27 protein-coding genes are annotated in these 25,354 nt (G+C 69.8%); 15 read left to right on the top strand and 12 right to left on the bottom strand.

The window, feature by feature from the left end:
- The first annotated feature begins 310 nt into the window (after positions 1 to 310).
- Positions 311 to 1,339, top strand: coding sequence for a hypothetical protein (locus tag Q7W82_RS14470; RefSeq protein WP_242160407.1), 1,029 nt, complete (start codon positions 311 to 313; stop codon positions 1,337 to 1,339).
- A gap of 371 nt (positions 1,340 to 1,710) precedes the next feature.
- Here the strand turns inward: Q7W82_RS14470 and Q7W82_RS14465 are convergent, their stop codons facing one another.
- The 8 genes from Q7W82_RS14465 to can all read right to left on the bottom strand — a co-directional run bounded on the left by Q7W82_RS14465 (position 1,711) and on the right by can (position 10,852).
- Positions 1,711 to 2,247, bottom strand: coding sequence for a DUF2939 domain-containing protein (locus tag Q7W82_RS14465; RefSeq protein WP_160948258.1), 537 nt, complete (start codon positions 2,245 to 2,247; stop codon positions 1,711 to 1,713).
- A gap of 101 nt (positions 2,248 to 2,348) precedes the next feature.
- Positions 2,349 to 3,035, bottom strand: coding sequence for a DUF2461 domain-containing protein (locus Q7W82_RS14460; RefSeq protein ID WP_242160406.1), 687 nt, complete (start codon positions 3,033 to 3,035; stop codon positions 2,349 to 2,351).
- Complete coding sequence (gene sbcB / locus Q7W82_RS14455) at positions 3,032 to 4,471, bottom strand: exodeoxyribonuclease I (protein WP_242160405.1); 1,440 nt, start codon at positions 4,469 to 4,471, stop codon at positions 3,032 to 3,034. Before sbcB ends, Q7W82_RS14460 begins: the two co-directional genes overlap by 4 nt.
- A 166-nt stretch (positions 4,472 to 4,637) precedes the next feature.
- On the bottom strand, positions 4,638 to 6,002 hold the full coding sequence (locus Q7W82_RS14450) for an NAD(P)/FAD-dependent oxidoreductase (RefSeq protein ID WP_242160404.1): 1,365 nt from the start codon (positions 6,000 to 6,002) through the stop codon (positions 4,638 to 4,640).
- 46 nt (positions 6,003 to 6,048) lie between these two features.
- Positions 6,049 to 7,320 carry a kynureninase gene (gene kynU / locus Q7W82_RS14445; RefSeq protein ID WP_242160403.1) on the bottom strand — a complete coding sequence of 424 codons (1,272 nt, stop codon included), beginning with the start codon at positions 7,318 to 7,320 and terminating at the stop codon, positions 6,049 to 6,051.
- A gap of 129 nt (positions 7,321 to 7,449) precedes the next feature.
- The gene (locus Q7W82_RS14440) at positions 7,450 to 9,594 is read right to left on the bottom strand and encodes an FUSC family protein (protein WP_242160402.1); all 2,145 of its coding nucleotides are present in this window, start codon (positions 9,592 to 9,594) and stop codon (positions 7,450 to 7,452) included.
- Between the two features lie 31 nt (positions 9,595 to 9,625).
- Complete coding sequence (locus Q7W82_RS14435; RefSeq protein WP_242160401.1) at positions 9,626 to 10,150, bottom strand: 3-hydroxyanthranilate 3,4-dioxygenase; 525 nt, start codon at positions 10,148 to 10,150, stop codon at positions 9,626 to 9,628.
- 39 nt (positions 10,151 to 10,189) lie between these two features.
- Entirely contained in the window at positions 10,190 to 10,852 is a 663-nt protein-coding gene (can, locus tag Q7W82_RS14430; protein ID WP_160948265.1) for a carbonate dehydratase, read from the bottom strand.
- 195 nt (positions 10,853 to 11,047) lie between these two features.
- On the opposite strand from can, the gene Q7W82_RS14425 reads away from it, so the two are divergent.
- The 9 genes from Q7W82_RS14425 to Q7W82_RS14385 all read left to right on the top strand — a co-directional run bounded on the left by Q7W82_RS14425 (position 11,048) and on the right by Q7W82_RS14385 (position 16,767).
- Positions 11,048 to 11,587, top strand: a complete 540-nt coding sequence (locus Q7W82_RS14425) for a glycosyl hydrolase 108 family protein (protein ID WP_242160400.1) — start codon at positions 11,048 to 11,050, stop codon at positions 11,585 to 11,587.
- A gap of 70 nt (positions 11,588 to 11,657) precedes the next feature.
- A complete protein-coding gene (locus Q7W82_RS14420; RefSeq protein WP_184502415.1) occupies positions 11,658 to 12,236 on the top strand; it encodes a DUF2589 domain-containing protein in 579 nt (192 codons plus the stop codon).
- 12 nt (positions 12,237 to 12,248) lie between these two features.
- Positions 12,249 to 12,875, top strand: coding sequence for a DUF2589 domain-containing protein (locus Q7W82_RS14415; protein ID WP_242160399.1), 627 nt, complete (start codon positions 12,249 to 12,251; stop codon positions 12,873 to 12,875).
- 46 nt (positions 12,876 to 12,921) lie between these two features.
- Positions 12,922 to 13,182, top strand: coding sequence for a hypothetical protein (locus Q7W82_RS14410; RefSeq protein WP_242160398.1), 261 nt, complete (start codon positions 12,922 to 12,924; stop codon positions 13,180 to 13,182).
- Positions 13,182 to 13,640, top strand: coding sequence for a hypothetical protein (locus Q7W82_RS14405; protein ID WP_242160397.1), 459 nt, complete (start codon positions 13,182 to 13,184; stop codon positions 13,638 to 13,640). The genes Q7W82_RS14410 and Q7W82_RS14405 overlap by 1 nt, the downstream gene beginning before the upstream one ends.
- Positions 13,633 to 13,821 carry a hypothetical protein gene (locus Q7W82_RS14400; RefSeq protein ID WP_242160396.1) on the top strand — a complete coding sequence of 63 codons (189 nt, stop codon included), beginning with the start codon at positions 13,633 to 13,635 and terminating at the stop codon, positions 13,819 to 13,821. The genes Q7W82_RS14405 and Q7W82_RS14400 overlap by 8 nt, the downstream gene beginning before the upstream one ends.
- A gap of 41 nt (positions 13,822 to 13,862) precedes the next feature.
- Positions 13,863 to 14,636, top strand: coding sequence for a hypothetical protein (locus Q7W82_RS14395; RefSeq protein WP_242160395.1), 774 nt, complete (start codon positions 13,863 to 13,865; stop codon positions 14,634 to 14,636).
- 48 nt (positions 14,637 to 14,684) lie between these two features.
- Positions 14,685 to 15,725 (top strand): hypothetical protein, encoded by a 1,041-nt coding sequence (locus tag Q7W82_RS14390; protein ID WP_242160394.1) that lies wholly within the window; start codon positions 14,685 to 14,687, stop codon positions 15,723 to 15,725.
- Positions 15,726 to 16,056: 331 nt separating this feature from the next.
- Positions 16,057 to 16,767: a response regulator transcription factor gene (locus tag Q7W82_RS14385; RefSeq protein WP_160948272.1), complete on the top strand. Its 711-nt coding sequence runs from the start codon at positions 16,057 to 16,059 to the stop codon at positions 16,765 to 16,767.
- Positions 16,768 to 16,844: 77 nt separating this feature from the next.
- Here Q7W82_RS14385 and Q7W82_RS14380 read toward each other — a convergent pair whose 3' ends face one another.
- Genes Q7W82_RS14380 through asnS form a run of 4 tightly spaced genes read right to left on the bottom strand, consistent with a single transcriptional unit; the run spans position 16,845 to position 19,506 of the window.
- Entirely contained in the window at positions 16,845 to 17,465 is a 621-nt protein-coding gene (locus tag Q7W82_RS14380) for an FMN-binding negative transcriptional regulator (RefSeq protein WP_242160393.1), read from the bottom strand.
- Positions 17,466 to 17,472: 7 nt separating this feature from the next.
- Positions 17,473 to 17,787, bottom strand: a complete 315-nt coding sequence (locus tag Q7W82_RS14375; RefSeq protein WP_242160392.1) for a hypothetical protein — start codon at positions 17,785 to 17,787, stop codon at positions 17,473 to 17,475.
- On the bottom strand, positions 17,784 to 18,089 hold the full coding sequence (locus tag Q7W82_RS14370) for a hypothetical protein (RefSeq protein ID WP_160948275.1): 306 nt from the start codon (positions 18,087 to 18,089) through the stop codon (positions 17,784 to 17,786). The genes Q7W82_RS14375 and Q7W82_RS14370 overlap by 4 nt, the downstream gene beginning before the upstream one ends.
- A 22-nt stretch (positions 18,090 to 18,111) precedes the next feature.
- Positions 18,112 to 19,506 carry an asparagine--tRNA ligase gene (gene asnS / locus Q7W82_RS14365; RefSeq protein ID WP_242160391.1) on the bottom strand — a complete coding sequence of 465 codons (1,395 nt, stop codon included), beginning with the start codon at positions 19,504 to 19,506 and terminating at the stop codon, positions 18,112 to 18,114.
- A 136-nt stretch (positions 19,507 to 19,642) separates the two neighbouring features.
- Here asnS and Q7W82_RS14360 point away from each other — a divergent pair, with 136 nt between their 5' ends.
- The 5 genes from Q7W82_RS14360 (at position 19,643) to smc (ending at position 25,319) form a co-directional block, all read left to right on the top strand.
- Positions 19,643 to 19,990, top strand: coding sequence for an iron-sulfur cluster assembly accessory protein (locus Q7W82_RS14360; RefSeq protein ID WP_242160390.1), 348 nt, complete (start codon positions 19,643 to 19,645; stop codon positions 19,988 to 19,990).
- A 179-nt stretch (positions 19,991 to 20,169) separates the two neighbouring features.
- Positions 20,170 to 20,604: a 30S ribosomal protein S6 gene (gene rpsF / locus Q7W82_RS14355; RefSeq protein ID WP_010342529.1), complete on the top strand. Its 435-nt coding sequence runs from the start codon at positions 20,170 to 20,172 to the stop codon at positions 20,602 to 20,604.
- An 11-nt stretch (positions 20,605 to 20,615) separates the two neighbouring features.
- The gene (rpsR, locus tag Q7W82_RS14350; RefSeq protein ID WP_002804494.1) at positions 20,616 to 20,846 is read left to right on the top strand and encodes a 30S ribosomal protein S18; all 231 of its coding nucleotides are present in this window, start codon (positions 20,616 to 20,618) and stop codon (positions 20,844 to 20,846) included.
- Positions 20,847 to 21,037: 191 nt separating this feature from the next.
- Positions 21,038 to 21,487, top strand: coding sequence for a 50S ribosomal protein L9 (rplI, locus tag Q7W82_RS14345; RefSeq protein ID WP_010342531.1), 450 nt, complete (start codon positions 21,038 to 21,040; stop codon positions 21,485 to 21,487).
- A gap of 328 nt (positions 21,488 to 21,815) precedes the next feature.
- On the top strand, positions 21,816 to 25,319 hold the full coding sequence (gene smc / locus Q7W82_RS14340; RefSeq protein WP_242160389.1) for a chromosome segregation protein SMC: 3,504 nt from the start codon (positions 21,816 to 21,818) through the stop codon (positions 25,317 to 25,319).
- The last annotated feature ends 35 nt before the right edge of the window (positions 25,320 to 25,354 follow it).

Below are 25,354 nucleotides of genomic sequence, written 5' to 3'. Positions count from 1 at the left end.
TCTCCTTCAGACGGTTGCGGTTGCGACCGGCTGCTCATCAGACGCGTCGCCTGGCGCGTACCGGCGCTGGTTGGGGCGTGCACTGGCGCGATGCGCGGGATGGCGCGCAGTCGCTGCGGGGCAAGTGCGTCATTGCGAAGCGCGGGTCCGGTACGCGATGCCGCGTGCGTTCGTCCGTCCTCGCGCAGCGCCTGCAATCGCTCGCACACGGCGCCTGTCTGACGTTGCACGCCAACGCTGGCAAAACACGTTGCGCTCAGGTGCGATTTGCAAGAGTTCCCGCTTCGTTGATGGAAGAGTCCGCGCATCGATGCGTCCGCAACACGATTCATCCGCGTCCCCGCCTGCGCACGCGAGCGCAGATCCCGAAGCTGCCACGATTCTGTGGCGGACCACCGTGCCCGGCGTGGCCGCCCATCGACTCTGGCTGGAAGAGCGGACCGGGCAGGTGCTGGTCGCGGATGGATGGGGCGTCAGCGTCGGCGCGCTGCGGGTGCGCGCGCTGTCCATGGCGACAGGCGACGAAGTGGCGTCGGTCGCCCTCGGCAACCAGGCGCGGGCCTTCGCCAGCGACGGCGAGGGCAGCGTGCTGGCGGCCACCGAGACCAAGCTGTTCCGGCTCGAGGCCGGCACGCTGCGCGTCGCGGAAAAATGGACGTCGCGCATTCCGCGTTACATCGACCGCCTGCTGCCGCTGCACGGCCATGTGCATGCGGCCAATGCCCGCTCCGCACAGCTCAGCGCCATCAGTCTGGCGGATGGCAGCGTGCGGCGCAGGGCGTTGGCGGAGGAACTGCAGCTGCACGCGACGCCCGATGGCAAGATCCTGGCGGTGGCGGCCGAGGGCAGCCTGTGGCTCGCGGAGCCGGGCCTGCCACGGCCGCCCAAGCGCATCGCGCGGACGCCGCCGATCTGCCAATCGGCGATGGACGAACAGGGCCGCCTGTGGCTCTCGCTCGGACCCGGCCGCATCGCCGACGGCAACCGCGTGTCGTGGGCGGCACCGACCGCGAGCGCCGGCGTCATGGACCCGCCGTACACGTCGGTGACGGAGATCGACCTCGGCACCGACTTCTGGAACACCGCGGTCACCCGCGATGGCCGCATGCTGACGGTGGCCGCCACCACGGCGACGACGGGCGAGCAAGCGCGGCATGTCCAGACGGGTGTCGCGTCCTTCCGCACCGACGAGTGCGCGCCACACCGCTGGGTGCAGGCGCCGCCGGAGTTCGAGATCGCGTTGATGTGCCCGGACGCCGGGCGCGCATTCGCCACCCGCAACCTATGGCGCAGCGCCGGCGATCCGGAAGTGTCCGAGTTGATCTGCCTGCAGTTGTAGCGACTCTGCCTTGCCGAGGCCGGGCAGGCGACGGTGGAGGAACTGCATGTGTGAGTCCAGTCGAACAGTTGATCCACACCCAACAGAAGGCGGATGGCGGGAGATAGCCGGATGTGCCTCCTGTGGGAGGGACTTCAGTCCCGACTGCATGCTGCCTGGGGAGACATCCGCGCTTCGTTCGTCGCGACTGAAGGAGCCTCCGATCATGACAGGGCGCCCGCGTAGGAGCGGCTTCAGCCGCGACAGCCATGCAGGGAACGTCTCGTCGCGGCTGAAGCCGCTCCTACGAGACAGGACGATCCCAGACAAAACGGGGTGTTGGAGATGCTCCGAAAGGCGATCACAGCCCAGTCGCACGCCGCCGCCATTGCCTACAGCGGCAGCAGGATGTTGCTGAGCTTCCAGCGCAGGCCGTCGCGGGTGAACACGAAGGGCACCGCGGTGCCGTCGGCCGTGTGCACAGTGGCGACGAAGCGCGTGGTCGATTCGAAGCGGTGTTCGGCCTGTCGCAGCGGTTGCGGCGGACGCGGCGCGGCGTAGGTGTCGCCGCCGACGGTGTCGCCGCTGGCGCGTTTCCACAGCGCGTCGCCCTGCATCAGCGCGCCGATGCCGGCCGGGGTGACCAGCGCGTCCACGCTCATCCCACCGAGGCCGCCGGCCAGCGACAGCAGCGCGCCGCCGAACAGGCTGGACTGCAGGTCGGGTCCGGCGCGGCGTACCAGCGCATCGTCCACCTGGGCCTTGAGGTTCACCCGCAGGGTGGGGAAGTCGACGTAGCGCTCCAGCGCCGCGGCATCGCGCTCGCGCAGCGCCTGGTCGATGCCGCGGATGGCCAGGTACGGCCCCGCGACGACGTAGCCGCCGAGGGCGAACAGGGCGAGGAACAGCAATGCCAGCCATTTCTTCATGGGATGTCCTCCGGTCGCGTAGGAGCGGCTTCAGCCGCGACGGGCGTCGATGGGAATGCCTGTCGCGGCTCAAGCCGCTCCTACGGGAAAACGCTGCCGTTCTAGAATTCCAGGTCCAGCGCCGCGCACAGATAGTCCACGAACGGGCCCAGCGTCTGCAGGTCGGCGGCGATCTGCGTGCGCAGCCGCGGGCCGGTCATCGCCGCATCGTCGAGCTGGCGCCAGAACACCCAGTTCTTGTGCTTGAGGTCGTCGATGCACTCGAAGTCGGCCGGGAAGCCGCGCGGCGGCCGCACCAGCATCTCGCTTTCCTCGAAGTCGAAGCGGCGGCGCAGCGCCGGCGCGTGCGCGGCGGCCTTCCAACTGCCGGGATTGTCGAAGATGAACTGGCGCACCTTGCGCTGCGTGTCCGGTTCCGGATGCCACAACCCGGCACCGACGAAGCTCTCGCCCGGCTGCAGGTGGATGTAGAACGATGGCGCCGGCACCTGCTTGCGCCGCTCGTGGAACAGGCGCGCGCCCTGCCAGGTCTTGTACGGCGACTTGTCGTGGGAGAAGCGCGCGTCGCGATGGATGCGGAACAGCGAGCCGCCGACGCCGCGCGGATCGGCACGGAAATGTTCGCTGACCTGGGCCAGGTCCGGCTGCAGGTCGGTGATCAGGCGCAGGAACGGCTGGCGCACGTGTTCTTCGTACTTGTGCCGGTTGTCGTTGAACCAGGCCTTGTCGTTGTGCCGGGCCAGGGCCCGCAGGAACTTGAAGCTGGCGTCGCTGAAATAGCTGGTCATAGGCTGCGTTGCAGGTCGTGGCCCCAGGCGGCCAACTGGTCGAGCAGGGCTTGCTTGGTAGCATCCTGCGAGTGAGCCAGGCGTAAATCGGCCAGCTCCGCATAGAAGGTGTCGAAGTTCAGTTCGGACAGGCCGCTGTCCTGTTGCAGGCGCTGCCGCCGGTAGTCGTCCCAGCGTGCCTGCTCGGCGATGGACAGGCTCTGCGGCCAGTTGCGCGCGCGGTAGCGGAACAGCAGTTCGGGCAGGCGCGGATCGCGGAACTGGCCTTCCAGCGCGGCCAGTTGCGCCGGTGGGCTGGCGCGCACCTGGGCCATGGCCCGCTTGTCGCCGTCGGCCAGGAAGCCGTCGTACAACGAGGCGTCGACATCGGTCGGCACCGCGGCACGCTCGCTGGCGAACACCCGCCGTACCTTCTCCGCCAGCGCCGGGCCGGCCTCGCGCAGGCGCGCGGCCTTGGCCAACAGCTGCGCCGGGTCCAGCCGCAGCCGGGCGAAGTCCGCCTCGCGCAGGTGCGCCCAGGCGACCAGCGCCGGCGCCTTGTTCAGGTGCACTTCCTTGAGCGGGATGCGCTGTTCGCCCTCGGGCAGGTCGGCCTGCGGGGTGTACAGGCGGTCGGCGATCTGGTCCGGCGTATAGCGCAGCAGCGGCTCGATGTCGCCTTCCAGGTCGAACACCAGCACCCGGCTGTCGATGCGTGGATGCCGTGCCAGCGGCAGCACCGGCGCCGCGCACAGGCGCGCGGCCGGATAGCGCATCGACACGTGCAGCACCGGCTGCATCGCCACTGCGTCGAGCAGGGTCCCGCAGAAGCGCTTGTCGCGCAGCTTCAGCGCGTACTCCCACAGCCGCGGCTGGCTGCGGCGGAAATGCCGGGCCATGCCGATGGTGGCGTACACGTCGGACAGCGCCTCGTGCGCATCGCCGTCGCGCACGCCGTTGGCCAATGCCAGTTGCTCCAGCTTGAACGAGGTGGCGCCGTCCTCGCGCTGCGGCCAGACGATGCCCTCCGGGCGCAGTGCGTGCATCAGCCGCAGCATGTCCAGCAGGTCCCAGCGCGAGTTGCCGTTGCGCCACTCGCGTTCGTAAGGATCGTAAAAATTGCGGAACAGGCCGTGGCGCACGAACTCGTCGTCGAAGCGCAGCGAGTTGTAGCCCAGGGTGCAGGTCTGCGGCCGCGCCATCTGCTCGGCGATGCGCGCGAACGCCTCGGCTTCGCTGACGCCCTCGCGCAGCGCCTGCTGCGGGGCGATGCCGGTGATCAGGGTGGCGACCGGCGAGGGCAGCAGGTCGTCGGCCGGCTTGACGAAGAAACTGATCGGCTCCTCGATCACGTTGAGATCGGCGTCGGTGCGCACCGCGGCGAACTGCGCGATGCGCGTGCGCCGCGGATCGGCGCCGAAGGTCTCCAGGTCGTAGAAGAGGAAGCTGTCGGGCATGACGAGTCGAATGGTGCGGGGCAGGCGAGGCGCGGAGCGCGGATGCTTGTGTAGGAGCGGCTTCAGCCGCGATGGGCGTTACCGGGAATGCTGTCGCAACAGATCGCCCCAGACCAGGGAGAGCCGCTCCTGCGGAAGACCGGGTGCCCGCACAGGGTACGCCGGTTCAATGCGCCCCCTCCAGCGGCGCCAGCCGCGCGTGCACGATGCGCTCCAGCCACTGCCAGTCGATCCGCGACAGATCGCTGTGGCCCTGCGTGGCCTGGACCAGGATGTCGCGCTGCACCTCGCTGCGTTCCAGCGCCTGCGCGTACGGCGTGCGCAGGAAGGTGACCATGGTGTAGTGCGGCACGAAGCGGGTCGGGTGCCGCGCCTGCAGGGCCTGGCCGAGTTCGCGCTGCAGCAGGAAGCCGGCGTCGCCGACGCGGTCGCGCATTTCCACGTAGTTCTCCAGGGCCATCTGCTGGATCGCGCCGGCATTGGGCTTGCGTTCGGCCTCGAAGGCGGCATAGGCACGGGCCAGGTCCGGCTCGCGCTGCAGGTGCGCGGCCAGCGCCGCGCAATCCTCGAACGCGCAGTTCATGCCTTGCCCGTGGAACGGCACCATCGCGTGCGCGGCGTCGCCCAGCAGCACCGCGCGGCCGTCCAGGTGCCAGCGCTCCAGGCGCAGCGTGCCGAGCAGGCCCGGCGGGTGCTGTTCCCAGTGCTCGGCCAGTTGCGGCATCAGTGGCAGCGCATCGGCGAAATCGCGCGCGAACAGCGCCAGCGCCTCCTCGCCGTTGCGCACGGTGGCGAAGCTGGGCTCGCCCTTGTTGGGCAGGAACAGGGTGACGGTGAAGGTGCCCTCATCGTTGGGCAGGGCGATGCACATGTAGTGCCCGCGCGGCCAGATGTGCAGCGCGTTGGGTTCGATGCGGAAGCCGCCGCTGGCGCTGGGCGGGATCTCCAGTTCCTTGTAGGAATGATCGAGGAACTCGATGTGTTCGGCCATCGGCGCCTTGCGCTGCATCGCCGCGCGCAGCGCCGAGCCGGCGCCGTCGGCGCCGATCATGCTCTCGAAGCGGATGTCGTGCGGCTGGTCGTCGCGGTCGTCGATGAAGCGCGCGTAGCCGGCGTCGAAATCCACCGTGTGCAGGCGCCGGTAGAAGTGGATGCGCGCGCCGGCCTGCTCGGCCAGTTGCAGCAGGGTGATGTTGAGATCGTTGCGGTGCACCGACCAGATCACTTCGCTGTCGTCGCGGCCGTAGCGTTGCAGCTGCTGGTGGCCGTCGGCGAAATGCACCATGCGCCCGCGCATCATCACCGCCTTGGCCATCACCGCGGCATCGGCGCCGGCCTGGCGCAGCACGTGCAGGCCGCGTTCGGCCAGGGCCAGGTTGATCGAGCGGCCGCGCTCGTAGTCGTGCACGCGCGGGTCGCCACGACGCTCGTAGACGGTGACCTGCCAGCCCTGGCGCGAGAGCAGGATGGCGAGCAGGGAGCCGGCCAGGCCGGCGCCGATCAGGGTGATGCTGCGGGGGGATGCGTTCAATGCGGTGTCCGGAAAGCGCGGCTGCGGGCCGCGCGAAGAAGGCGGGTCAGACCCCGGCCCAGGTTTCCACTTCCTCGACGAAGCGGTAGACGTCGCGGTAGCGGTTGTACAGCGGCACCGGGCTGATCCGGATCACGTCCGGTTCGCGCCAGTCGCCGAGCACGCCCACCGACTGCAGATACTCGAACAGGGCGCGGCCGCGCTCGCGGCCGCCGGCCACGCGCAGCGACAGCTGGCAGCCGCGTTGCGCCGGGTCGGACGGGGTGATGATCTGCAGGGTGTCGGCCAGGCGGGCGCGGATCAGCGTCTCCAGGTAGCCGGTGAGCTGCTGCGACTTCTGCCGCAGCGCGTCCAGCCCGGCGCGTTCGAACAGGTCCAGCGAGGCGCGCAGCGGCGCCATGCTCAGGATCGGCGGGTTGCTCAGCTGCCAGCCGTCGGCGCCGGGTGCGGCGACGAACTCGGGTGCCATGCGGAAGCGGGTGCGCTTGTCGTGGCCCCACCAGCCGGCGAAGCGCGGCGTGTCGCCGTGGCCGTGGCGCTCGTGCACGAAGGCGCCGGCGACCGCGCCGGGGCCGGCGTTGAGGTACTTGTAGTGGCACCACACCGCGAAATCCGGCGCGGCATCGTGCAGGTGCAGCGGCACGTTGCCGATCGCGTGGGCCAGGTCGAAGCCGACCGCCGCGCCGGCCGCGCGCGCCAGCCGCGCCACCGCGGCCAGGTCGAAGGCCTGGCCGGTGCGGTACTGCACCCCGGGCCACAGCACCAGTGCCAGGCGCGGGCCGTGCTCGGCGATGGCGTGCTCGATCGCCGCCAGCGACACGGTGCCGTCGGCGCCGTCGGGCTGCACTTCGATCAGGTCGGTGGCCGGGTCGAAGCCGTGGAAGCGGATCTGCGAGGCTACTGCGTGCTGGTCGGAGGGGAACGCGCCGGCCTCGATCAGGATCGCCGGGCGCTCGCGGGTGGGCCGGTAGAAGCTGACCATGAGCAGGTGCAGGTTCACCGTCAGCGTGTTCATCGCCACCACTTCGTGCGGATGCGCGCCGACCAGCCGCGCCAGCGGCGCAGCCAGCAGTTCGTGGTAGGTCATCCACTGGGTGTCGCCGTTGAAATGGCCTTCCACCGCCAGCGAGGACCACTTGTCCAGCACGTCCTGCACCGCGGCGCGCGCCCCGCGCGGCTGCAGGCCCAGCGAGTTGCCGACGAAGTAGGCCTGGTCGGCGCCCTGGTGCTGCGGGAACAGGAACTCCTGGCGCAAGGCGCGCAGCGGATCGGCGGCGTCGAGGGCGATGGCGTGCTGGCGGGACAGGATCTCGTTCATCGGCATTGGGTTCCGGGAAGCAGGGCGAGAGTCTAGAACGTGGGTGATGACCTGAGGTGACTGTCCGGCGGCGTGGCGCTGCGGCGGGCTGCGCGCTTTCCGCGCCGCCGGCACGACAGGCCTGCGCCTTCACCCGCTGCGCTGCGCGCCCACCGGCGGCGGTTCCTTTGCGGCCGCCGCGGCCGGCAGCAGCGCACTGCGGACCAGGTGGGTGAGGGTGCCGATGCTGTCGGCGACACGGTCGCCGGTATCGGCCAATGCCGCCAGGGCGCCGCCGTCGCTGCCGTCCTGCAGGTGCGCGGCCAGCGCCTCGGCCAGGCGCCGCTCGTCCGTGCGCAGGCTGGCCTGCGGCGGTGGGGTGCCGGTGCGCAGGCCCTCGGCCAGCTCGGTGAGCGCGGCATGCGCCTGTTGCCGGAACTGCTGCAGTTCCGGCAGCGGCGGCAGCGGCGGCGCATCGCGCAGCACCGCTTCCAGCGACAGCGAGGCGCGGATCAGCCGGTTGCCGTTGGCCAGCACCGATTCGGCCAGGGTCAGCTCGCGCAGGTTGCGCTTGCGCCGCGGCTCGCCGCGCAGGCGTTCGATCGAGGCCTGCGCGTTGGTGCGCGCGGTGCGCGAGGCCGCGCGGGTGTCCGGCAGCGCCTGCAGGCGCCCCTCCAGCACCGCGCTCAAATGGTCGCGATAGGCGAGCAGCAACTGCGCGAGGATGGCGCGGATGTGCTTGCGTTCCCAGGTCGGCCACAGCGCATAGGCCGCCAGTGCCAGCGCGCTGCCGAGCACCGTGGCCTGGATGCGCTCGCCGATCGCCTCGCCCGGGGCCATGCCCTCGAACGACAGCAGCAGCACCAGCATGCCGGTCAGGCAGGCCACGCCGAGCCCGTAGTTGACCTGGGTCAGCAGGCGGAAGCCCAGGCAGAACACGGTCAGCAACAGCAGCCGCACCACCGCCCCGTCCATCACGAAGTGCGCCAGCACGGTGGCCAGCAGCAGCCCGGCGAAGGTGCCGGCCACGCGCAGCGCGCCGAAACTGAGGGTGCCGCCGAAATCCGGTTTGAGCACGATCGCGGTGGTCATCGGGATCCAGTAGCCGTGCGGGATGGCCTGCCAGCGCGCGAACAGCACCGCCAGCGCCAGGCACACGCCGCAGCGCAGCGCATGCCGGAACGCGACCGAGGACAGGTTCAGGTTCGCCCGCAAGGTCTGCAGCGGCGCCAGCGGGCGCAGCGCCGCCGGCAGCCGCGCCTCGGCCAGTTCGGCCTGGATCTCGCCGCGGCTGCTGGCCCAGCGGCCGTTGCGGACCAGTGCGCGCAACTGCCCGCCCAGGCCCTGCGCACGCGCCACGGCGATGCGCAGCAGGCGCCGTTCGCGGGTGTCCTCGGTCTGCGCCTGCACCTGCGCCAGCGCGTCGATGAGATCGTCGAACCCGGTCATCGAGGCATTGGCCGCGTCGGGATCCTCGGCGCCGTCCAGCGCGTGCGCAAGCTGGTCCAGCACCACCGCGCTGCGTTCGAGCACGCGTTCGATCGGCAGCCGCGCCGGCGACGTCGCCTCCAGGCGCCCATGCAGGTCGGCCAGGGTCAGCAGCTCCAGCCGCGCGCGTTCGCACAGTTCGGCGATGACCCGGAACGCCTGCACCGCACGCCCGCGCGAGCGGTGTTCGCCATGCAGCATCACCATCGCCTCGAGCACCGCCTCGGTGGCCGGCGGCGCTGCGGTCGCGCTCGGCCGCTGGCGGGCGAGGCCGGCCAGTTGCCGCATCAGGTCGGCCAGGGCGAAGCGCTCCGGCCGGTAGCGCTGCAGCGGCCAGGCCGCCAGCGCCATCAGCATCTGCAACACGCCGCCGGCGAAGATCAGCGCCGCCACGCCCACGCTCTGCGGTGGGGGCAGGCGTACGTCGGCGCTGACCACCAGCAGGATCATGCTGGTCAGCCCGACCCGCGCCGCGACCGGGCCCAGCGCCACCAGCAGGCCGCCGCCCAGGCCGAGCACCAGGGCGCTCAGCGCCAGTGCGACCGTATGCGCGCCGATCAGCATGCCCAGCAGCGCGGCCACGCCCGCTGCCAGGGCCGCCATCAGCATGCGCTGCATCCGCGCCCGGTACGGGCCGGGTTGGTCGGAGAACATGGTGTTGAGCGCGCCGGTGGACACTGCCAGGCCGAGTTCGGCATGGCCGGCGGCCACGCCCAGCGCCAGCGGCGCGACCACCGCGGCGGTGTTGCGCAGGGCCACGCGCACCGGCACGTCGCGCGGCTTGAGCGCGATCAGGCTGCGCAGCATCGCGATCCGGAACGGTGCAGGCGCAGGGCGGTCACGGCGCGGCGGCCGCCGGCGGCCGCGGATGCACGTGACCGCAGCGGGCGCAGGTGCGCAGCGCGTCGGAGGCGTAGAAACGCGCGAACACCGGCGGGAAGTCGGTCTCGATGTCCTGCAGCGGGAAGTAGGCTTCGTACAGCAGGTGGTTGCAGTGCGCGCAGTACCACAGCAGGCCGTCCTGTTCGTGCGGCAGGCGTCGCCGTTCGATCACCAGGCCCACCGAGTCGGGCCCACGCTGCGGCGAGTGCGGCACCTTCGGCGGCAGCAGGAAGGTCTCGCCGGCGCGGATCGGGATCTCGCGCACCGCGCCGTCCTCCTGGATCTTCAGCACCATCTCGCCTTCGAGCTGGTAGAACCACTCCGGGCCTTCGTCGTAGTGATAGTCGCTGCGCGCGTTCGGCCCGCCGACCACCATCACGATGAAGTCGCCGGCGTGGATGCACTTGTTGCCGACCGGCGGCTTCAGCAGGTGCCGATGGGCGTCGATCCAGGCGTGCAGGTTGAGGGGGCCGGGGAGCATGCGGATCCTAGCGGGGAATGACGGGGCCGTGCGCGCCGCTCAGCGGTCCTCGCGGTCCTGGCTGATGCGCGCCAGGGCGGCATCGTAGCGCGGCGCCAGGTCGTCGATGCGGTCCAGTTCCATGCCCAGGTCGTGCACGCGGCCGTCGCGCAGGCTGTAGACCCAGCCGTGCACGGTCAGTTCCTGGCCGCGCGCCCAGGCGTCGAGCACGATCGAGGTGCGGCTGACGTTGACCACCTGCTCGAGCACGTTGAGTTCGCACAGGCGCGCGTGCTGCACGTTGAGGTCGCCGGCCTGCTGCAGGCAGTGCTCGTGCTTCTCGGCCACGTCGGTGACGTGGCGGATCCAGTTGTCGACCAGGCCCAGCCGCGCACGGGTCAGACCCGCGTGCACGCCGCCGCAGCCGTAGTGGCCGACCACCAGGATGTGCCGCACCTTCAGCACCTCGACCGCGAACTGGATCACCGACAGGCAGTTCAGATCGGTGTGCACGACCACGTTGGCGATGTTGCGGTGGACGAACACTTCGCCCGGCGCCATGTCGATGATCTGGTTCGCCGGCACCCGCGAATCGGAACAGCCGATCCACAGGTACTCCGGCGTCTGCTGCTTGGACAGGCGACTGAAGAACTCGGGATCCTCGCGATTGATGCGTTCGGACCAGGAGCGGTTGTTGTCCAGGAGTTGCGCGATTTTGCTCATAGCCCGGCATTATCCCAGAAGCCCGCGGCCGGTGCGCAGCCCGGCGCGGCGCACCGGCATGCACGCCGGCGCGCCGGATCGCCGCGGCGCCTCAGTGCGCAGGCGCCGCCGGATCGGGCTTTTGCCGATCCCGCCGCCGCGCACCGCTGCGCAGACTTCCTCCACGCCCACCAGCGGGCACCAGCGGAGGAACCCATGGCCGACTTCAACGCATTCTTTCCGACCCTGCTCAAGCACGAGGGCGGTTTCGTCAACGACCCGGTGGACCCGGGCGGCGCCACCAACAAGGGCATCACCCTGGCGACGTTCCGCGTCTACGCCAAGAGCCTGCTGCAACTGGAGCCGACCCTGGACAACCTGCGCGCGCTCACCGACGCGCAGGCCGGGGTGATCTACAAGACCTGCTACTGGAATGCGGTGCACGGCGACGAGATCGCGCTGCAGCCGCTGGCCAACATCCTGTTCGACTTCCAGGTCAACGCCGGCAGCAACGCGATCAAGCTGCTGCAGCGCGTGCTCAACGCACAGACCCCGACGCTGAAGCTGCCGGAGGACGGCAAGATCGGCCCGGCCACCCTGGCCGCGCTGAAGGCGGCGGACCAGCGCGATCTGTACGCGCGCTACAAGCAGGGCCGACGCGACTACTACCAGCGCCTGGTCGCGGCCCGGCCGCCGCTGGCCAAGTTCCTCAAGGGCTGGCTGGCGCGCACCGATTCCTTTCCCGACCTGAGTTGAGCGCGCGCGCGGCGCATGCTGCCGATCCGCCGCCGTCGCCGACGGCGGCCTTCTTTCCCCAGGAGCGACCATGGCTGGACCGACCGCATTGAACGACCTGATCGAAGCGCTGGCCGGCGCGGTGATCGAGGCGCAGGACCGCATCGAGCAGCACCAGATGGCCAACCTCGGCGACTACTTCGACGAGTTCCACCGGCCCAAGAGCGTGATCATCCGCCTGCCGTCGCAGCACCCGCAGGCCGCCGAGGGCGACGAGGACTACTACCGCGCGCCGCTGCTGCCGCTGGTCTCGACCAATGTGCTGCGGATCAAGGACGTGGAGATCAGCTTCGATGCGCAACTCGGCGACCTCGGCGGCCTGCAGTCGGCCGACGGTTTCTTCGCGCCGGAGCCGCCCGGCCCGAAAGCGGCCTGGCAGGCCAAGCGCACGGCCACCCGTTCCAGCGTGCGCGTGGATACCAGCGCCAGCGCGCGGAGCCAGCGCCAGAGTGCCGTCCACGTCGTGCTGCGCGTGGAGGGCACCGAACCGACTGACGGAGCGGCCAGATTGCTCAACCATCTGGCGCAGACGCAGGGCGTGTTCAAGACGGTCATGGCCGACAAGCCGGACGTCGCGGGCACGGACGATGTAACCAATCCCACCAACTAAGGAGTCACTGCAATGGCTGACGAACTCGTCAACATGTCAAGTCAATTCAAGGGTCTGCCGATGGGCGACCTGATCGGCGGACCGCTGGATGCGGCCTGCGACGCACAGGTCAAGCTGGCCCGCGCCACCGCCGATTTCATCCGCGTCATCGGCTTCCTGCCGCCGACCGATCCCAAAGATCCGCAGGGCACCGGCGCGACCCGCACCGCCAGCTTCCGCTTCAAGCGGCCGGTCGACGACCCGGACAAGGCCGGCGGCATCGCCGAGGAAGAGGTCGAACTGGAAGTGCCGCTGCTGGCCATCGTCAACGTGCCCAGCCTGAGCATCCAGACCGTGGACGTCACCTTCGACATGGAAGTGAAGTCGTCCTTCTCCTCCAAGGAAAAGACCGATGCGGCGGCATCGATGTCGGCGGACGTGGAATACGGCTTCGGCCTGTTCAAGGCCAAGGTGCACATCCAGGGCTCGGTCTCCACCAGCAAGGAGAACACGCGCAGCTCGGACAACTCGGCCAAGTACCACGTCTCGGTGCACGCCGCGGACAAGGGTCCGCCGGAAGGCCTGGCGCGGGTGCTGGACATCCTGCAGACCGCGGTGGCGCCGCGCAAGATCGGCAAGCCGGTTGCGGTCACCCCGTAATCCCAGAGCGGTCCGTTGAACCATCTCGTCGGGGAACTCGTCAACGATGTTCGACCTTACTGAAGTCAAGTTCGTCAAGCGGGTCGTGGTCGGTAGCGACAACCCGACGCAGATGCAATCGCCCGAGCAGATCGAAGCGGCGCGGGCCTTGCTCAACCGGTGCCTGAGCGATTCGCCCAAGGGTGCGATCATCGGTACCGAGAAGAATTTCGCCGTGCTGCAGATCGGCGAGCACCAGGTGGTGATGCAGTGGCTGTGCTACCACGTGGGGTTTCCGCGCAAGCCCGGCTGGCTGAAGGACGAGTGATGGCCAGGTTGCGCTGCGAATTCGACCTGCTGCTGCAGGGGCTGTCGGCGGCGCTGCTGGACGCGCAGCGCCGGTGCCGGGCCCGCCATGAGCAGGCCTTGCGCGCGTGCTTCGGCGCCGCCGAGACCGTGCAGGTGGTGACGGAGGAGGCCGAGCCGCCAGCGTGGCGGATCCCGTTGTGGGAACTGCGCGCCTGGCAACTGCCGCAGATCGGCGAGCTGGCCCTGTCCTTCGACGTGGAACTGGACGTGGTGGAGATGCCGGACGAGGCGCCGCGCCTGCTGCTGCAGGTCTTGCCGCGACGACCACGGCGGCCGGGCCACCGCCTGCAGGTGCTGTTCCGCGGCACCCACACCCCGGTCGGCGAAGTGCTGTTCGATGGTCAGCTGCTGAAGCTGTGGCACCTGTCCGAACCGGCCGCGCCGCACGATCCCGCCCAGGAGACCGCACATGCGTAGACACGGCTTTCTGCTGTCCCGGCACGACACCGACCTGTGGTGCCGAGAACTGCACATCGACCTGCGCTCGCTGGCCCGCGCGCAGCGCTTGCGCCGACGCCGACGCCGGGCACTGTGGCTGCTTGCCGTACTGTGCTTCGTGGCGGCCGTCTTGGCGCTGCTCTGGCGCGGTCTGTCCTGACCGTGCCGTCGTTTTTCCTTCGTATCCAACAGGAGAGTCGCATGCGTATCCGTTCGCGTGGTGTTGCGCGTTTCCCGCTCTGGCTGGCGCTGTGCCTGGCCATGCCGTTCGCCCTCGGCGCCGTGCCGCAGGCGCCCACGCCGGCCGCCGCGGCCAGCGTCGAGGCGCTGCCGGCCGGCGAATGGAGTGGCACCCTGGCGCTGGACGCGCAGCGCCTGGCGACGGTGCGCCTGGTGCAGCGCGACGGCAAGACCAGGCTGATGTTCGGCTCGCCGCTGAACTGCACGCTGCTGGTCAAGCCGCAACCGGGTGGCGCCTTCGTGCTGGACTCGATCAATGGCGGTGCCTACTGCGACAAGCTGATGGGCAAGCCGCTGCGCGTGCAGCGCAGCGGCGACGACCTGCGGCTCACCGTCGACGGCAAGGACCTGCCGGTGGTGCTGCATAGCGATCCGGGCCAGCCCAGCCTGCTGCAGGGCAAGTGGCGCGGGATGGTCCGCCCCGAGCGCGGCGATCGGGACGTTGCGGTGGAACTGAGCGTTGCTGCGACGCCGCAGGCGCCGGGCAACCCCACGGTGCAACTGCGCTACGGCGCGCCACGCGAGTGCAGGGTGCAAGGCCGTTACCTGGGCATGCGCGAAGCAGGCGCGCTGTATGCGCTGGACATGAACGATCAGGGGATCTGTGCGCGATTGAGCGACGGCCAACTGACCTTGCGCGCAACGCCGGATGGACACGTCGAACTGCAGATCATCGACCGCACCGGGGCGCGTCGGGAACGCGCACTGCTGGAGCGCGCGCCCACCAACCCGTAATCCGCCGCGCGCAGGCGCCGGCCACCGTGTCCGTCCAGGAGTGATGCGATGAACGTCTGGATCAAGGCGCTGGCCGGCGCGCTGCGGCGCCGGCTGACCGCTGCCCGCAGTGCCGGGCCGCGCCTGCCGCCGCCGGGCATCCTGCCGCAATTGCGTGCGGAGTGCGAAGCGATGGCGCGTTACGCGCTGGAGCACGGCATGGCGGTGCCGCCGGAACTGATCGCGCGTCTGTCGGTGCTGGTCGGCACCGGTTCCGCGGAGGGCGCGGCCGACGATGGCGAGATCGAGCCGCGCGCGCACGAACTGGCGGTGACCCATCGGCGCCTGGCGCAACTGATCCGCCCGGCGACGCCGCAGGCGGTGTTCCTGCTCGATGCCGAGCGCCGCCGCCCGCACTGGGCCACGTTGCTCGGCCCGCTGCCACTGGTGCGCGCGCTGACCGTCACGTCGCTGCTGTTCCTGTTCCTGGTGGTGGCGTCGGCGCTGTCCAGCAAGGTCAGCGCGGACAACGTGCGCCTGGGGTTCCTCGATTCGTCCGGCAGCGTGCTGTTGTGGAATGCGCTGTTCCTGCTGTTCTGCGCCGGCCTGGGTGCCTCGTTCTCTTCGCTGTTCCAGGTGCATCGCTACGTCGCCGACGCCACCTACGACCCCAAGTACGACGCCTCCTATGGCGCACGCATGATCCTGGGCCTGATCGCCGGCCTGATCCTGGTCGAGGTGCTGCCGCCGGATCTGTTCGAGAGCGGCAGCATGCGCAGCTTCGGCAAGCCGACCCTGGCGATGCTGGGCGGCTTTTCCGCCACCGCGGTGTACCGCCTGCTGCAACGCCTGGTCGATTCCATGGAAACGCTGGTGCGCGGCGACACCTCGGCGCAGGCGCAGGCCTCGCTGGAAGTGCAGCGCGCCAGCAACGACACCGAGCGCATGCGCTGGCAGGGCGAACTGGCCGCGCAGTTGATGGCGCTGCAGCAGTCGATCGCCGCCGGCACGCCGCCGGCGGCGATCCAGCAACGGCTGGCCGAGTTCGCCCGCGCGATGCTGCAGGTGGAGGCCGCCCGGCTGCCGCCACCCTCGGCGCCGGCCGACTGACGACGTCGTCGAGACGCGCGCAGCGCGCCCGGCCTCAACACCGATTGCGTCGCAGGACTTCGTTCTGCGTCACAGCGCGAGCGTGCTAGCACACGATTCTGTCTACGAGGCTAGACGAATGCGGCAATTCGCACAATTTCAGCCCTCCTGCTCGCCCATATCAGCCTGAAGCCGATGGCTGCCATAGCGCAGCGTGACAAGCTGAGGACGTAACGCAAGCGCAGGTTCAGCGCTGTCGCATCGGTTGAAAAAAGGGGCGCGTCGCACTGCAGGGGACGCGGGTTGCCGCGCGGTCGCGCGTTGGGAGTTCCATTGCCAACACAGGTAGAGAATGAACACACGTATCGTGATTGCCGCCGAACGCAGCATCGTGCTGGAGGGCATGGTGGCCCTGCTCAACAACACGCCGGACATCGACGTGGTCGGCCATGCGGTCGACGGACTGGAGTGCGTGCAACTGGTGACCCGACGGCAGCCGGACGTCGTGCTGATGGACGTGATGCTGCCGGGTCTCAACGGCATCGAGGCCACCCGCCGGCTGCTGCAGCGCAGCCCGCGCAGCAAGGCGATCTGCATCGCCGCCTCCGATGCCGCGGCCAACGTGCGCGCGGCCATCGACGCCGGCGCCAAGGGCTACCTGGCGCGCAACAGCACCTTCCACGAACTGTTGCGCGCGATCCAGCAGGTCGGCAACGACCAGTTGTACATCAGCCCGCAGCTGTCGCAGTCGCTGGTCAGCGAGTACCGCTGTCCGCCCGGCGACACGGTCTCCGCGTACACCCTGCTGACCTCGCGCGAACGCGAGATCGTGCAGTTGCTGTCCGAGGGCCTTTCGACCAAGGAGATCGCCGCGCGCCTGCACATCAGCGTCAAGACCATCGGCACCCATCGCGAGCACATCATGCTCAAGCTGGGCATGCAGAGCATCGCGCAGTTGACGCGCTATGCGATCCGCGAAGGCCTGTCGCCGCTGGAAGGCGGGCGCGCTAGTGCGCGCCGTGCCGAGCACGACCGGCAGGGGCCGGCCAGCCGCTGCGGATGAGACGGCGAACGCCACGGCGGCGCGGCCGTGCGGCGACGGCGCAAGGTGCAGTCAGTCCTGCTGCAGGGCAGTGAGGTTCAGTCCGGGCGGCGCGCGTGCATCAGCGCCGCGATGGCCTGCGCACCGGCGCCGGCCTGGGCCTGCAACGCCTCGCGCACCGCGGCCTGGTTCGCCGGCGGATGGTTCTGGCTGAGCTTGAACTTCAGGTCGACCCGCTCGATCTCGAGCCGGAAGCCGACAATCCCGCGCAACTGGCGCCGGTGCGCGTCGTTGTCCGGCTCGTAGCGCCAGTCGCTGCCCAGCGCACGCTCATGGTGTTCGCTCAGCCGCGCCACCACGTCGGCCAGCAGTGCTTCGTCGTCGCTGGGCTGCAGCTGCCCGTGCAGGTGCGCGGTGGCGTAGTTCCACGTCGGCACCCGCGCCATCGCCTGCTTGTCCGGATACCAGCCCGGCGAAACGTAGGCATGCGGACCGTGCACGATCAGCAAGGCCGGCCCGACGTGCCGCGCCTGCGGGTTGGCCCGTGACCAATGGCCTTCGACCAGGATGCGCGCGCCGTCGCGCCGGTACAGCACCGGCAACGGCGTGGCGCAGGGCAGGCCGTCGGCGACGGTGACCAGGGTGGCGAACGGGTTGTCCGCGATCAACGCGTCGAGCGCACCCAGGTCGTGTTCGGCGAAGGCGGGCGGAACATGCATCGCCGGCTCAGGCGCGTGCGCCCAGGCTCTGGGTCATCCGCCCGCGCAGATCGGCGTCGTGATCGGCCTGTGGCGGCGACACTTCGCCCAAGGAGAAACCGCGCGCCCGCGCATCGTCCTCGTCGAGACCGTCGAAGGCGACGAACTCGGCGTCGAACAGCGCCGCGCGGGCGGTGTCCTCGCTGTCGTAGCTGAGGGTGTTGCCGTCGCTGTCCAGCACCTCGGCGGTGCCGGCCGCGCGCACGCGCAGGCGTGCCCACACCAGCAGGCGGCCGAGACTGGCCAGGTACCACTGATCGTGGGCGGGGGAATCTGAGGTCATGGGATCACCAGGGAAAGCAGCCAGAGCAGGGCGGCCATGCCCAGGCCGAAGAAGATGGTCAGCAGCGACAGCCAGGCCGGCGTCGCCAGCCCGGACAGGCCGCGGTCGCCGAGCGGACGGTAGCGCCGCGCCAGCAGCCAGCCCAGCGCTGCCGGCTTGAGGAAGGCGCCCGGCCCGAACGCCGCCACCAGCGGCGGATGGCGGTCGCGGATGTGCACCAGGGTCAGCGGCCAGAAGATCAGGAACGCGCTGGCCCCGGCGATCGCCACGCCGACGAAGCACAGCGCGAAGAACAGGATCATGGCGCGCGCTCCCCGGCTCGCCTCAGAACTCGGCGCTGCCCGGCGCGCGCGGGTAGGGGATGGCGTCGCGGATGTTGCTCAGTCCGCACACGTACACCACCAGGCGCTCGAAGCCCAGGCCGAAGCCGGCGTGCGGCACCGTGCCGTAGCGGCGGAAGTCGCGGTACCAGCCGTAGTGCTGCGGATCCAGGCCGAACTGCAGCATGCGCGCATCGAGCACGTCCAGACGCTCCTCGCGCTGGCTGCCGCCGATGATCTCGCCGATGCCGGGCGCCAGCACGTCTATCGCCGCGACGGTCTTGCCGTCGTCGTTCAGGCGCATGTAGAAGGCCTTGATGTGCTCGGGGTAGTTGGTCACCACCACCGGACGGCCGACGTGCTGCTCGGTCAGCCAGCGCTCGTGCTCGGTCTGCAGGTCCAGGCCCCATTCCACCGGGAACTCGAACTTCTGCCCGGACTTCTGCAGCAGGCCGATCGCGTCGCCGTACTCGATGCGCTCGAACGGCGAGTTGATGAAGGTCTCCAGCTTGCTGATCGCGGTCTTGTCCACGCGCTCGGCGATGAACGCCAGGTCGTCGGCGCGCTCGTCCAGCACCGCGCGGAACAGGTACTTGAGGAAATCCTCGGCCACGCGCGCGTCCTCGGCCAGGTCGGCGAAGGCGATCTCCGGCTCGATCATCCAGAACTCGGCCAGGTGGCGGGTGGTGTGGCTGTTCTCGGCGCGGAAGGTCGGGCCGAAGGTATAGACCTTGCTCAGCGCCAGGCAGTAGGCCTCGACGTTGAGCTGGCCGGATACGGTCAGGAAGGTTTCCTTGCCGAAGAAGTCGCGGCCGAAGTCGACCTGGCCGTGCGCGTCGCGCGGCAGGTTGGCCATGTCCAGGGTGGAGACGCGGAACATCTGCCCGGCGCCTTCGGCGTCGGAGGTGGTGATGATCGGCGTGCTGATCCAGGAATAGCCGTTGCTGTGAAAATAGCGGTGCACCGCCTGCGCCAGGCAGTTGCGGATGCGCGTCACCGCGCCGAACAGGTTGGTGCGCGGGCGCAGGTGCGCGACCTCGCGCAGGAACTCCGGCGACATCGGCTTGGGCTGGATCGGGTAGGTCAGCGGGTCCTCGACCCAGCCCACCACCTCGACCGCGCTGGCCTGGATCTCGTACGACTGGCCCTTGCCCTGCGACTTCACCAGCACGCCCTTGGCGATCAGCGAGCAGCTGCCGGTGAGCCGCTTGACCTCGTCGAAGTTGGGCAGCGCGTCGGTCGCCACCACCTGGATCGGGGCGAAGCAAGAGCCGTCGGTCACGTTGATGAAAGCCAGTCCGGCAGATCCGCGCAGCGTGCGCACCCATCCCCGCACCGTGACTTCGCCGCCTTCCGGGATCTTCCCGGCCAGCGCATGTGCAACGCTCACCACCGTCATGACTTGAATCCTCGCCGCAGCGACTCGATATGGAAGGGGCAAGTGTACTGGCTGGAGCGCAGCGCTTGCGAGGCGTGGCGGCGATCGGCCGCCGTCCTCCCTATAATGATCGTTCGCAGTCGCCGGAGTCGTTGCCATGGCCATCCGTCTCACCCCCGTCGCCCATGCCCGCGTGCAGCGCTTCGTCGCGCAGACGCCCGGTGCGTTGGGGTTGCGTTTCGGCGTGGAGCGCACCGGCTGTTCCGGCTGGGGCCACGTCACCGACCTGGCGCGCGAGGCGCGTCCGGACGACGCGGTGTTCGAGCAGGACGGCGTGCGCATCTACGTCGATGCGACCAGCCTGCCGCTGGTGGACGGCACCGAGATCGACTTCGCCAAGCAGGGCCTGGGCGAGACCTTCGTGTTCCGCAACCCGAATGCCACCGCCGAGTGCGGCTGCGGCGAGAGCTTCACCACCGACGCCACGCACGCCACCGCGCCGTGAGCGTCGCCGCGCCGGCCAGGCCGCCTCCATCCCGCCTCCCGCCCCGGCACCTTGTCCGCAGCGGCACTTCTGCGCCATAATGTGCGGCTTCCTGCCTTCCCGGCGGGAGTCCTTGCCCCACCGCCGTCGCACCGCGGGGGGCTGTCCGGCCGCAAGGCCACATCCGAAAGGTACACACCATGAGTCGTCATTACGAAATCGTGTTCCTGGTCCACCCGGACCAGAGCGAGCAGGTCCCGGCCATGATCGAGCGCTACAAGTCGCTGGTCGAGAACGGCAAGGGCACCATCCACCGTCTGGAAGACTGGGGCCGCCGCCAGCTGGCGTACCCGATCCAGAACCTGGTGAAGGCCCACTACGTCATGCTGAACATCGAAGTGGACCAGGCCGTGCTGAGCGAGCTGGTCGAGAGCTTCCGCTTCAACGACGCCGTGCTGCGCCACCTGGTGATCAAGCGCGACGGCGCCGACACCGAGCAGTCGCTGATCATGAAGAGCAAGGACGAGAAGGCCGACAAGCCCGAGCGCGGTGAGCGCCGTCGTCGCGACGACGAAGAGGGTGATGCGCCCGCCGCCGCCACCGAAACCGACGGCGACGCCGCCGAAGCCGCCTAAGGAGCACGCTCATGTCCAAGTTCTTCCGTCGTCGCAAGTTCTGCAAGTTCACCGCCGAGGGCGTCAAGGAGATCGACTACAAGGATCTCAACACCCTGCGCCAGTACCTCACCGAGAACGGCAAGATCGTGCCGAGCCGCGTGACCGGCACCAAGTCCAAGTACCAGCGTCAGCTGGCCACGGCGGTCAAGCGCGCGCGTTTCCTGGCGCTGATCCCGTACACGGACAACCACGACGTTTGATTCCGGGGTTTCCCGGAACGCCTGGCCCGCACCCTCCGGTGCGGGCATTCCACTGAAGTCTGGCGATTGAAGAGTGCGGTGCCGATCGGGCGCAATCCCGATTCCCGAATCCCGAATCCCGGCTTCTCCTATTCGGACAGCACCCGTTGCGGCGGCCGCGTGCCGACGCTAACGAATAACGGAGCAAGACCATGCAACTGATTCTTCTGCAGAAAGTGACCAACCTGGGCGGCCTCGGCGACAAGGTCGACGTCAAGCCGGGCTACGGCCGCAACTACCTGGTGCCGCAGGGCAAGGCCGTGCCGGCCACCGCCGCCAACATCGCCGAGTTCGAAGCCAAGCGCGCCGAGTACGAAGCCAAGGCCAAGTCGATCCACGACGACGCCGAAGCCCGCGCCGCCAAGCTGGAAGGCGCCAGCGTGACCGTCAAGGCCAACGCCTCCACCGAAGGCAAGCTGTACGGCTCGGTCGGCCCGCGCGACATCGCCGAGGCCTTCACCGCCGCCGGCATGCCGCTGGAGAAGGGCGAAGTGGTGCTGGGCGAAGGCGCGTTCCGCAACATCGGCGAGTACGAGGTGCTGGTGCGCCTGCACGCCGACGTGGAAACCACGGTCAAGGTCGTGGTCGAAGCCGACGCCTGATCGTTGCGTCATCGCTGGACCGACACGGGCACCGCAAGGTGCCCGTGTCGTTTTTGCGGACCTGCGCCGCCACCGGCGGGTCGTGCGGCCTGGCCGGCACGGCCGGCAGGCACGATCTCCTGCGTGTGCGACCGCCGTCGCATCGCTGCCGCCCGGGCGCGGGCCGCCCCAGCCTCGCGCAGGGGCCGCTATACTCAGCGACTCGTGTCCGATGTCGGCCCGGCGGTGTAGCCGCATCAATGGGTTGGACGCAGGACCTCACCTGGATCTTCATTAGCGGCAGCGCAGCTCGGAATGCCGGCGGCGCCTGCCATGGATTGCCCGCACCATGCGCCTGTCGACCATCAAGCTGTCCGGCTTCAAGTCCTTCGTCGATCCGACCACGCTGCACCTGCCGACCAACATGACCGGCATCGTCGGTCCGAACGGCTGCGGCAAGTCGAACATCATCGACGCGGTGCGCTGGGTGATGGGCGAAAGTTCGGCCAGCCGGTTGCGCGGCGATTCGCTGACGGACGTGATCTTCTCCGGGTCCTCGGCGCGCAAGCCGGTGTCGCAGGCCACGGTGGAGCTGATCTTCGACAACACCGACCACACCATCGCCGGCGAGTACGCCTCCTTCAACGAGATCTCGGTCAAGCGCCAGGTCAGCCGCGACGGCAGCAGCAGCTACTACCTCAACGGCACCAAGTGCCGGCGCCGCGACATCACCGACCTGTTCCTGGGCACCGGCCTGGGCCCGCGCAGCTACTCGATCATCGAGCAGGGCATGATCAGCCAGATCATCGAGGCGCGCCCGGAAGACCTGCGCGTGTACCTGGAGGAAGCCGCCGGCATCTCCAAGTACAAGGAGCGGCGCAAGGAGACCGAGACCCGCATCCGCCACACCCGCGAGAACCTGGAACGCCTGGGCGACCTGCGCGAGGAGATCGGCAAGCAGCTCGAGCACCTCAAGCGCCAGGCGCGCCAGGCCGAGCAGTACCAGGCGCTGCAGGAAGAACGGCGGATCAAGGACGCGCAGTGGAAGGCGCTGGAATACCGCGGCCTGGACGGACGCCTGCAGGGCCTGCGCGAAGCGCTGGGCCAGGAAGAGACCCGCCTGCAGCAGCTGATCGCCGAGCAGCGCGATGCCGAGGCGCGCATCGAGACCGGCCGCGTGCGCCGCGAGGAGGCCGCCGAGGCGTTGAGCACCGCGCAGGCCGAGGTCTACAAGGTCGGCAGCACCCTGGCCCGGATCGAACAGCAGATCCAGCACCAGCGCGATCTGTCGCAGCGCCTGCACAAGGCGCGCGACGAGGCGCAATTGGCGCTGGCCGAGCTCGGCCAGCATATCGGCACCGACGAGGCCAAGCTGGCGCTGTTGCGCGAATCGGTGGACGTGGCAGGCCCGCAGCTGGAGCAGTTGCAGGAAGACAACGAGTACAAGCAGGAAGCGCTGCGCGAGGCCGAGGCACGCCTGGCCGACTGGCAGCAGCGCTGGGAATCGCATCAGCGCAACACCGCCGAAGCCTCGCGCGCCGGCGAAGTGGAGCGCACCCGCGTCGATTACCTGGACCGGCAGTCGCTGGAAGCCGAGCGCCGCCGCGAGGCACTGCAGGCCGAGCGCGCCGGGCTGGACCTGGACGCGCTGTCCGAGGCGTTCGCGCAACTGGAACTGCAGCACGAGACCCAGCGCGCCGCGCTGGACGGGCTGACCGAGCAGGTCGAGGCGCGCAAGCAGGCGGTGGCGGCGCTGCAGGACCAGCAGCGCTCGGCGCAGGCCGAGCTGGCCGACGTGCGCAAGCAGGCGCAGGCTGCACGCGGCCGGCTGTCGTCGCTGGAAACCCTGCAGCAGGCCGCGCTCGGCCAGGAGCAGGGCGCGGCGGTGGCCTGGCTGCAGGCGCGCGGGCTGGATTCGGCGGCGCGCGTCGGCGAGCGGCTCAGCGTCGAGAGCGGCTGGGAGAACGCGGTCGAAGGCGCGCTCGGGCAATTGATCGAAGGCGTGCTGGTGGAGGCGCCGGAGACCCTGGTCGACGCCCTTGGCGAACTCGGCGAAGGCCGCATCGCCCTGGTCAGCGGCGAGGACGCGGCCGAGACCTTCGCGCCGACCTCGCTCGCGGCCAAGGTGCAAGGCCCGATCGCGATCCGCCGGCTGCTGGCGCGGCTGCACGCGGCCGAGGACCTGGCTGCCGCGCGCGCGCTGCTGCCGCAGCTGGGCGAGGGCGATTCCATCGTCACCCGCGACGGCGCGCGCCTGGGCCAGGGCTGGTTGCGGGTATCGCGCTCCGGCGCGGCCAAGCAGGGCGCGCTGCTGCGCGAGCGCGAGATCCAGAGCCTGCGCGGCCAGATCGAGACGCTGCAGGAGCGCGAGGCCGACCTCGAGCAGCGCCTGGGCGAACTGCGCGCGCAGTTGCTGGCCGGCGAGCAGCAGCGCGAGGACGCGCAGCGCCAGCTGTACCAGGCGCACCGCAGCGTGTCCGAACTGGCCGGGCAGTTGCAGAGCCAGCAGGGCAAGGTCGACGCCGCGCGCACCCGTATCGAGCGCATCGAACTGGAAGTCGCGCAACTGCTGGAAACCCTCGACAGCAGCCGCGAGCAGGCGCGCGAGGCGCGCTCCAAGCTGGAGGACGCGGTCACCAGCATGGGCGACCTGGAATCGGTGCGGCATGCGCTGGAAAGCGAGCGCCGCCAGCTCACCGAAGCACGCGACCTGGCCCGCGATGCCGCGCGGCGGGTGCGCGAGGCCTCGCACGCACTGGCCCTGACCCTGGAATCGCAGCGCACCCAGATCGCCTCGCTGAGCCAGGCGCTGGAGCGCATGGGCAACCAGCGTGGGCAACTGGACGCGCGCCTGGGCGAGCTCAGCGCGCAGTTGAACGAGGGCGACTCGCCGGTGCTGGCGCTGGAGGCCGAGCACCAGGCCGCGCTGAGCGAGCGCGTGCGCACCGACCGCGCGCTCGGCGAGGCGCGCGCGCTGCTGGACGGCATCGACAACGAACTGCGCGCGCTGGAGCAGACCCGCCAGCAGCGCGACGAACAGGCGCTGGCGCAGCGCGAGCGCATCGCCCAGCGCCGGCTCGACCAGCAGGCGCTGGTGCTCAGCGCCGAGCAGCTGTCGGCCGCCGTGGTCAAGGCCGGCTTCGTGCTCGAGGACGTGATCAACGGCCTGCCCGAGCACGCCGACCCGGCCGAGTGGGAGCAGGCGGTGCAGCAGATCGATGCGCGCATGCGCCGACTGGAGCCGGTCAACCTGGCGGCGATCAGCGAGTACGGCGAGGCCGCGCAGCGCGCCGAGTACCTGGAAGCGCAGGACGTCGACCTGAACACCGCGCTGGAGACCCTGGAAGACGCCATCCGCAAGATCGACCGCGAGACCCGTGGCCGCTTCAAGGACACCTTCGACCGGGTCAATTCCGGCGTGCAGGCGCTGTATCCGCGCCTGTTCGGCGGCGGCCACGCCTACCTGGAGCTGACCGGCGAGGACCTGCTGGACACCGGCGTGGCGATCATGGCGCGGCCCCCGGGCAAGCGCGTGTCGAGCATCTCGCTGCTGTCCGGCGGCGAGAAGGCGATGACCGCGGTGGCGCTGGTGTTCGCGATCTTCCAGCTCAACCCGGCGCCGTTCTGTCTGCTCGACGAGGTCGACGCGCCGCTGGACGAAGCCAACGTCGGCCGCCTGGCGGCGATGGTCAAGGAAATGAGCGAGAAAGTGCAGTTCCTGTTCGTCAGCCACAACAAGGCGACGATGGAGGCGGCGCATCAGCTCAGCGGTGTCACCATGCGCGAACCCGGCGTCAGCCGCCTGGTCAGCGTGGACCTCGAGGAGGCCGCGCGTTTGGCGGGCGCGGCCTGACGTGACATGCTAAAGGACGCGATACGCGTGGAGGC

This window comes from Xanthomonas indica (assembly GCF_040529045.1).
GTDB classification, from domain to species: Bacteria; Pseudomonadota; Gammaproteobacteria; order Xanthomonadales; family Xanthomonadaceae; genus Xanthomonas_A; species Xanthomonas_A indica.
The sequence above is the reverse complement of the archived record's forward strand: the minus strand, read 5'-3'. Positions and strand labels throughout refer to the sequence as shown.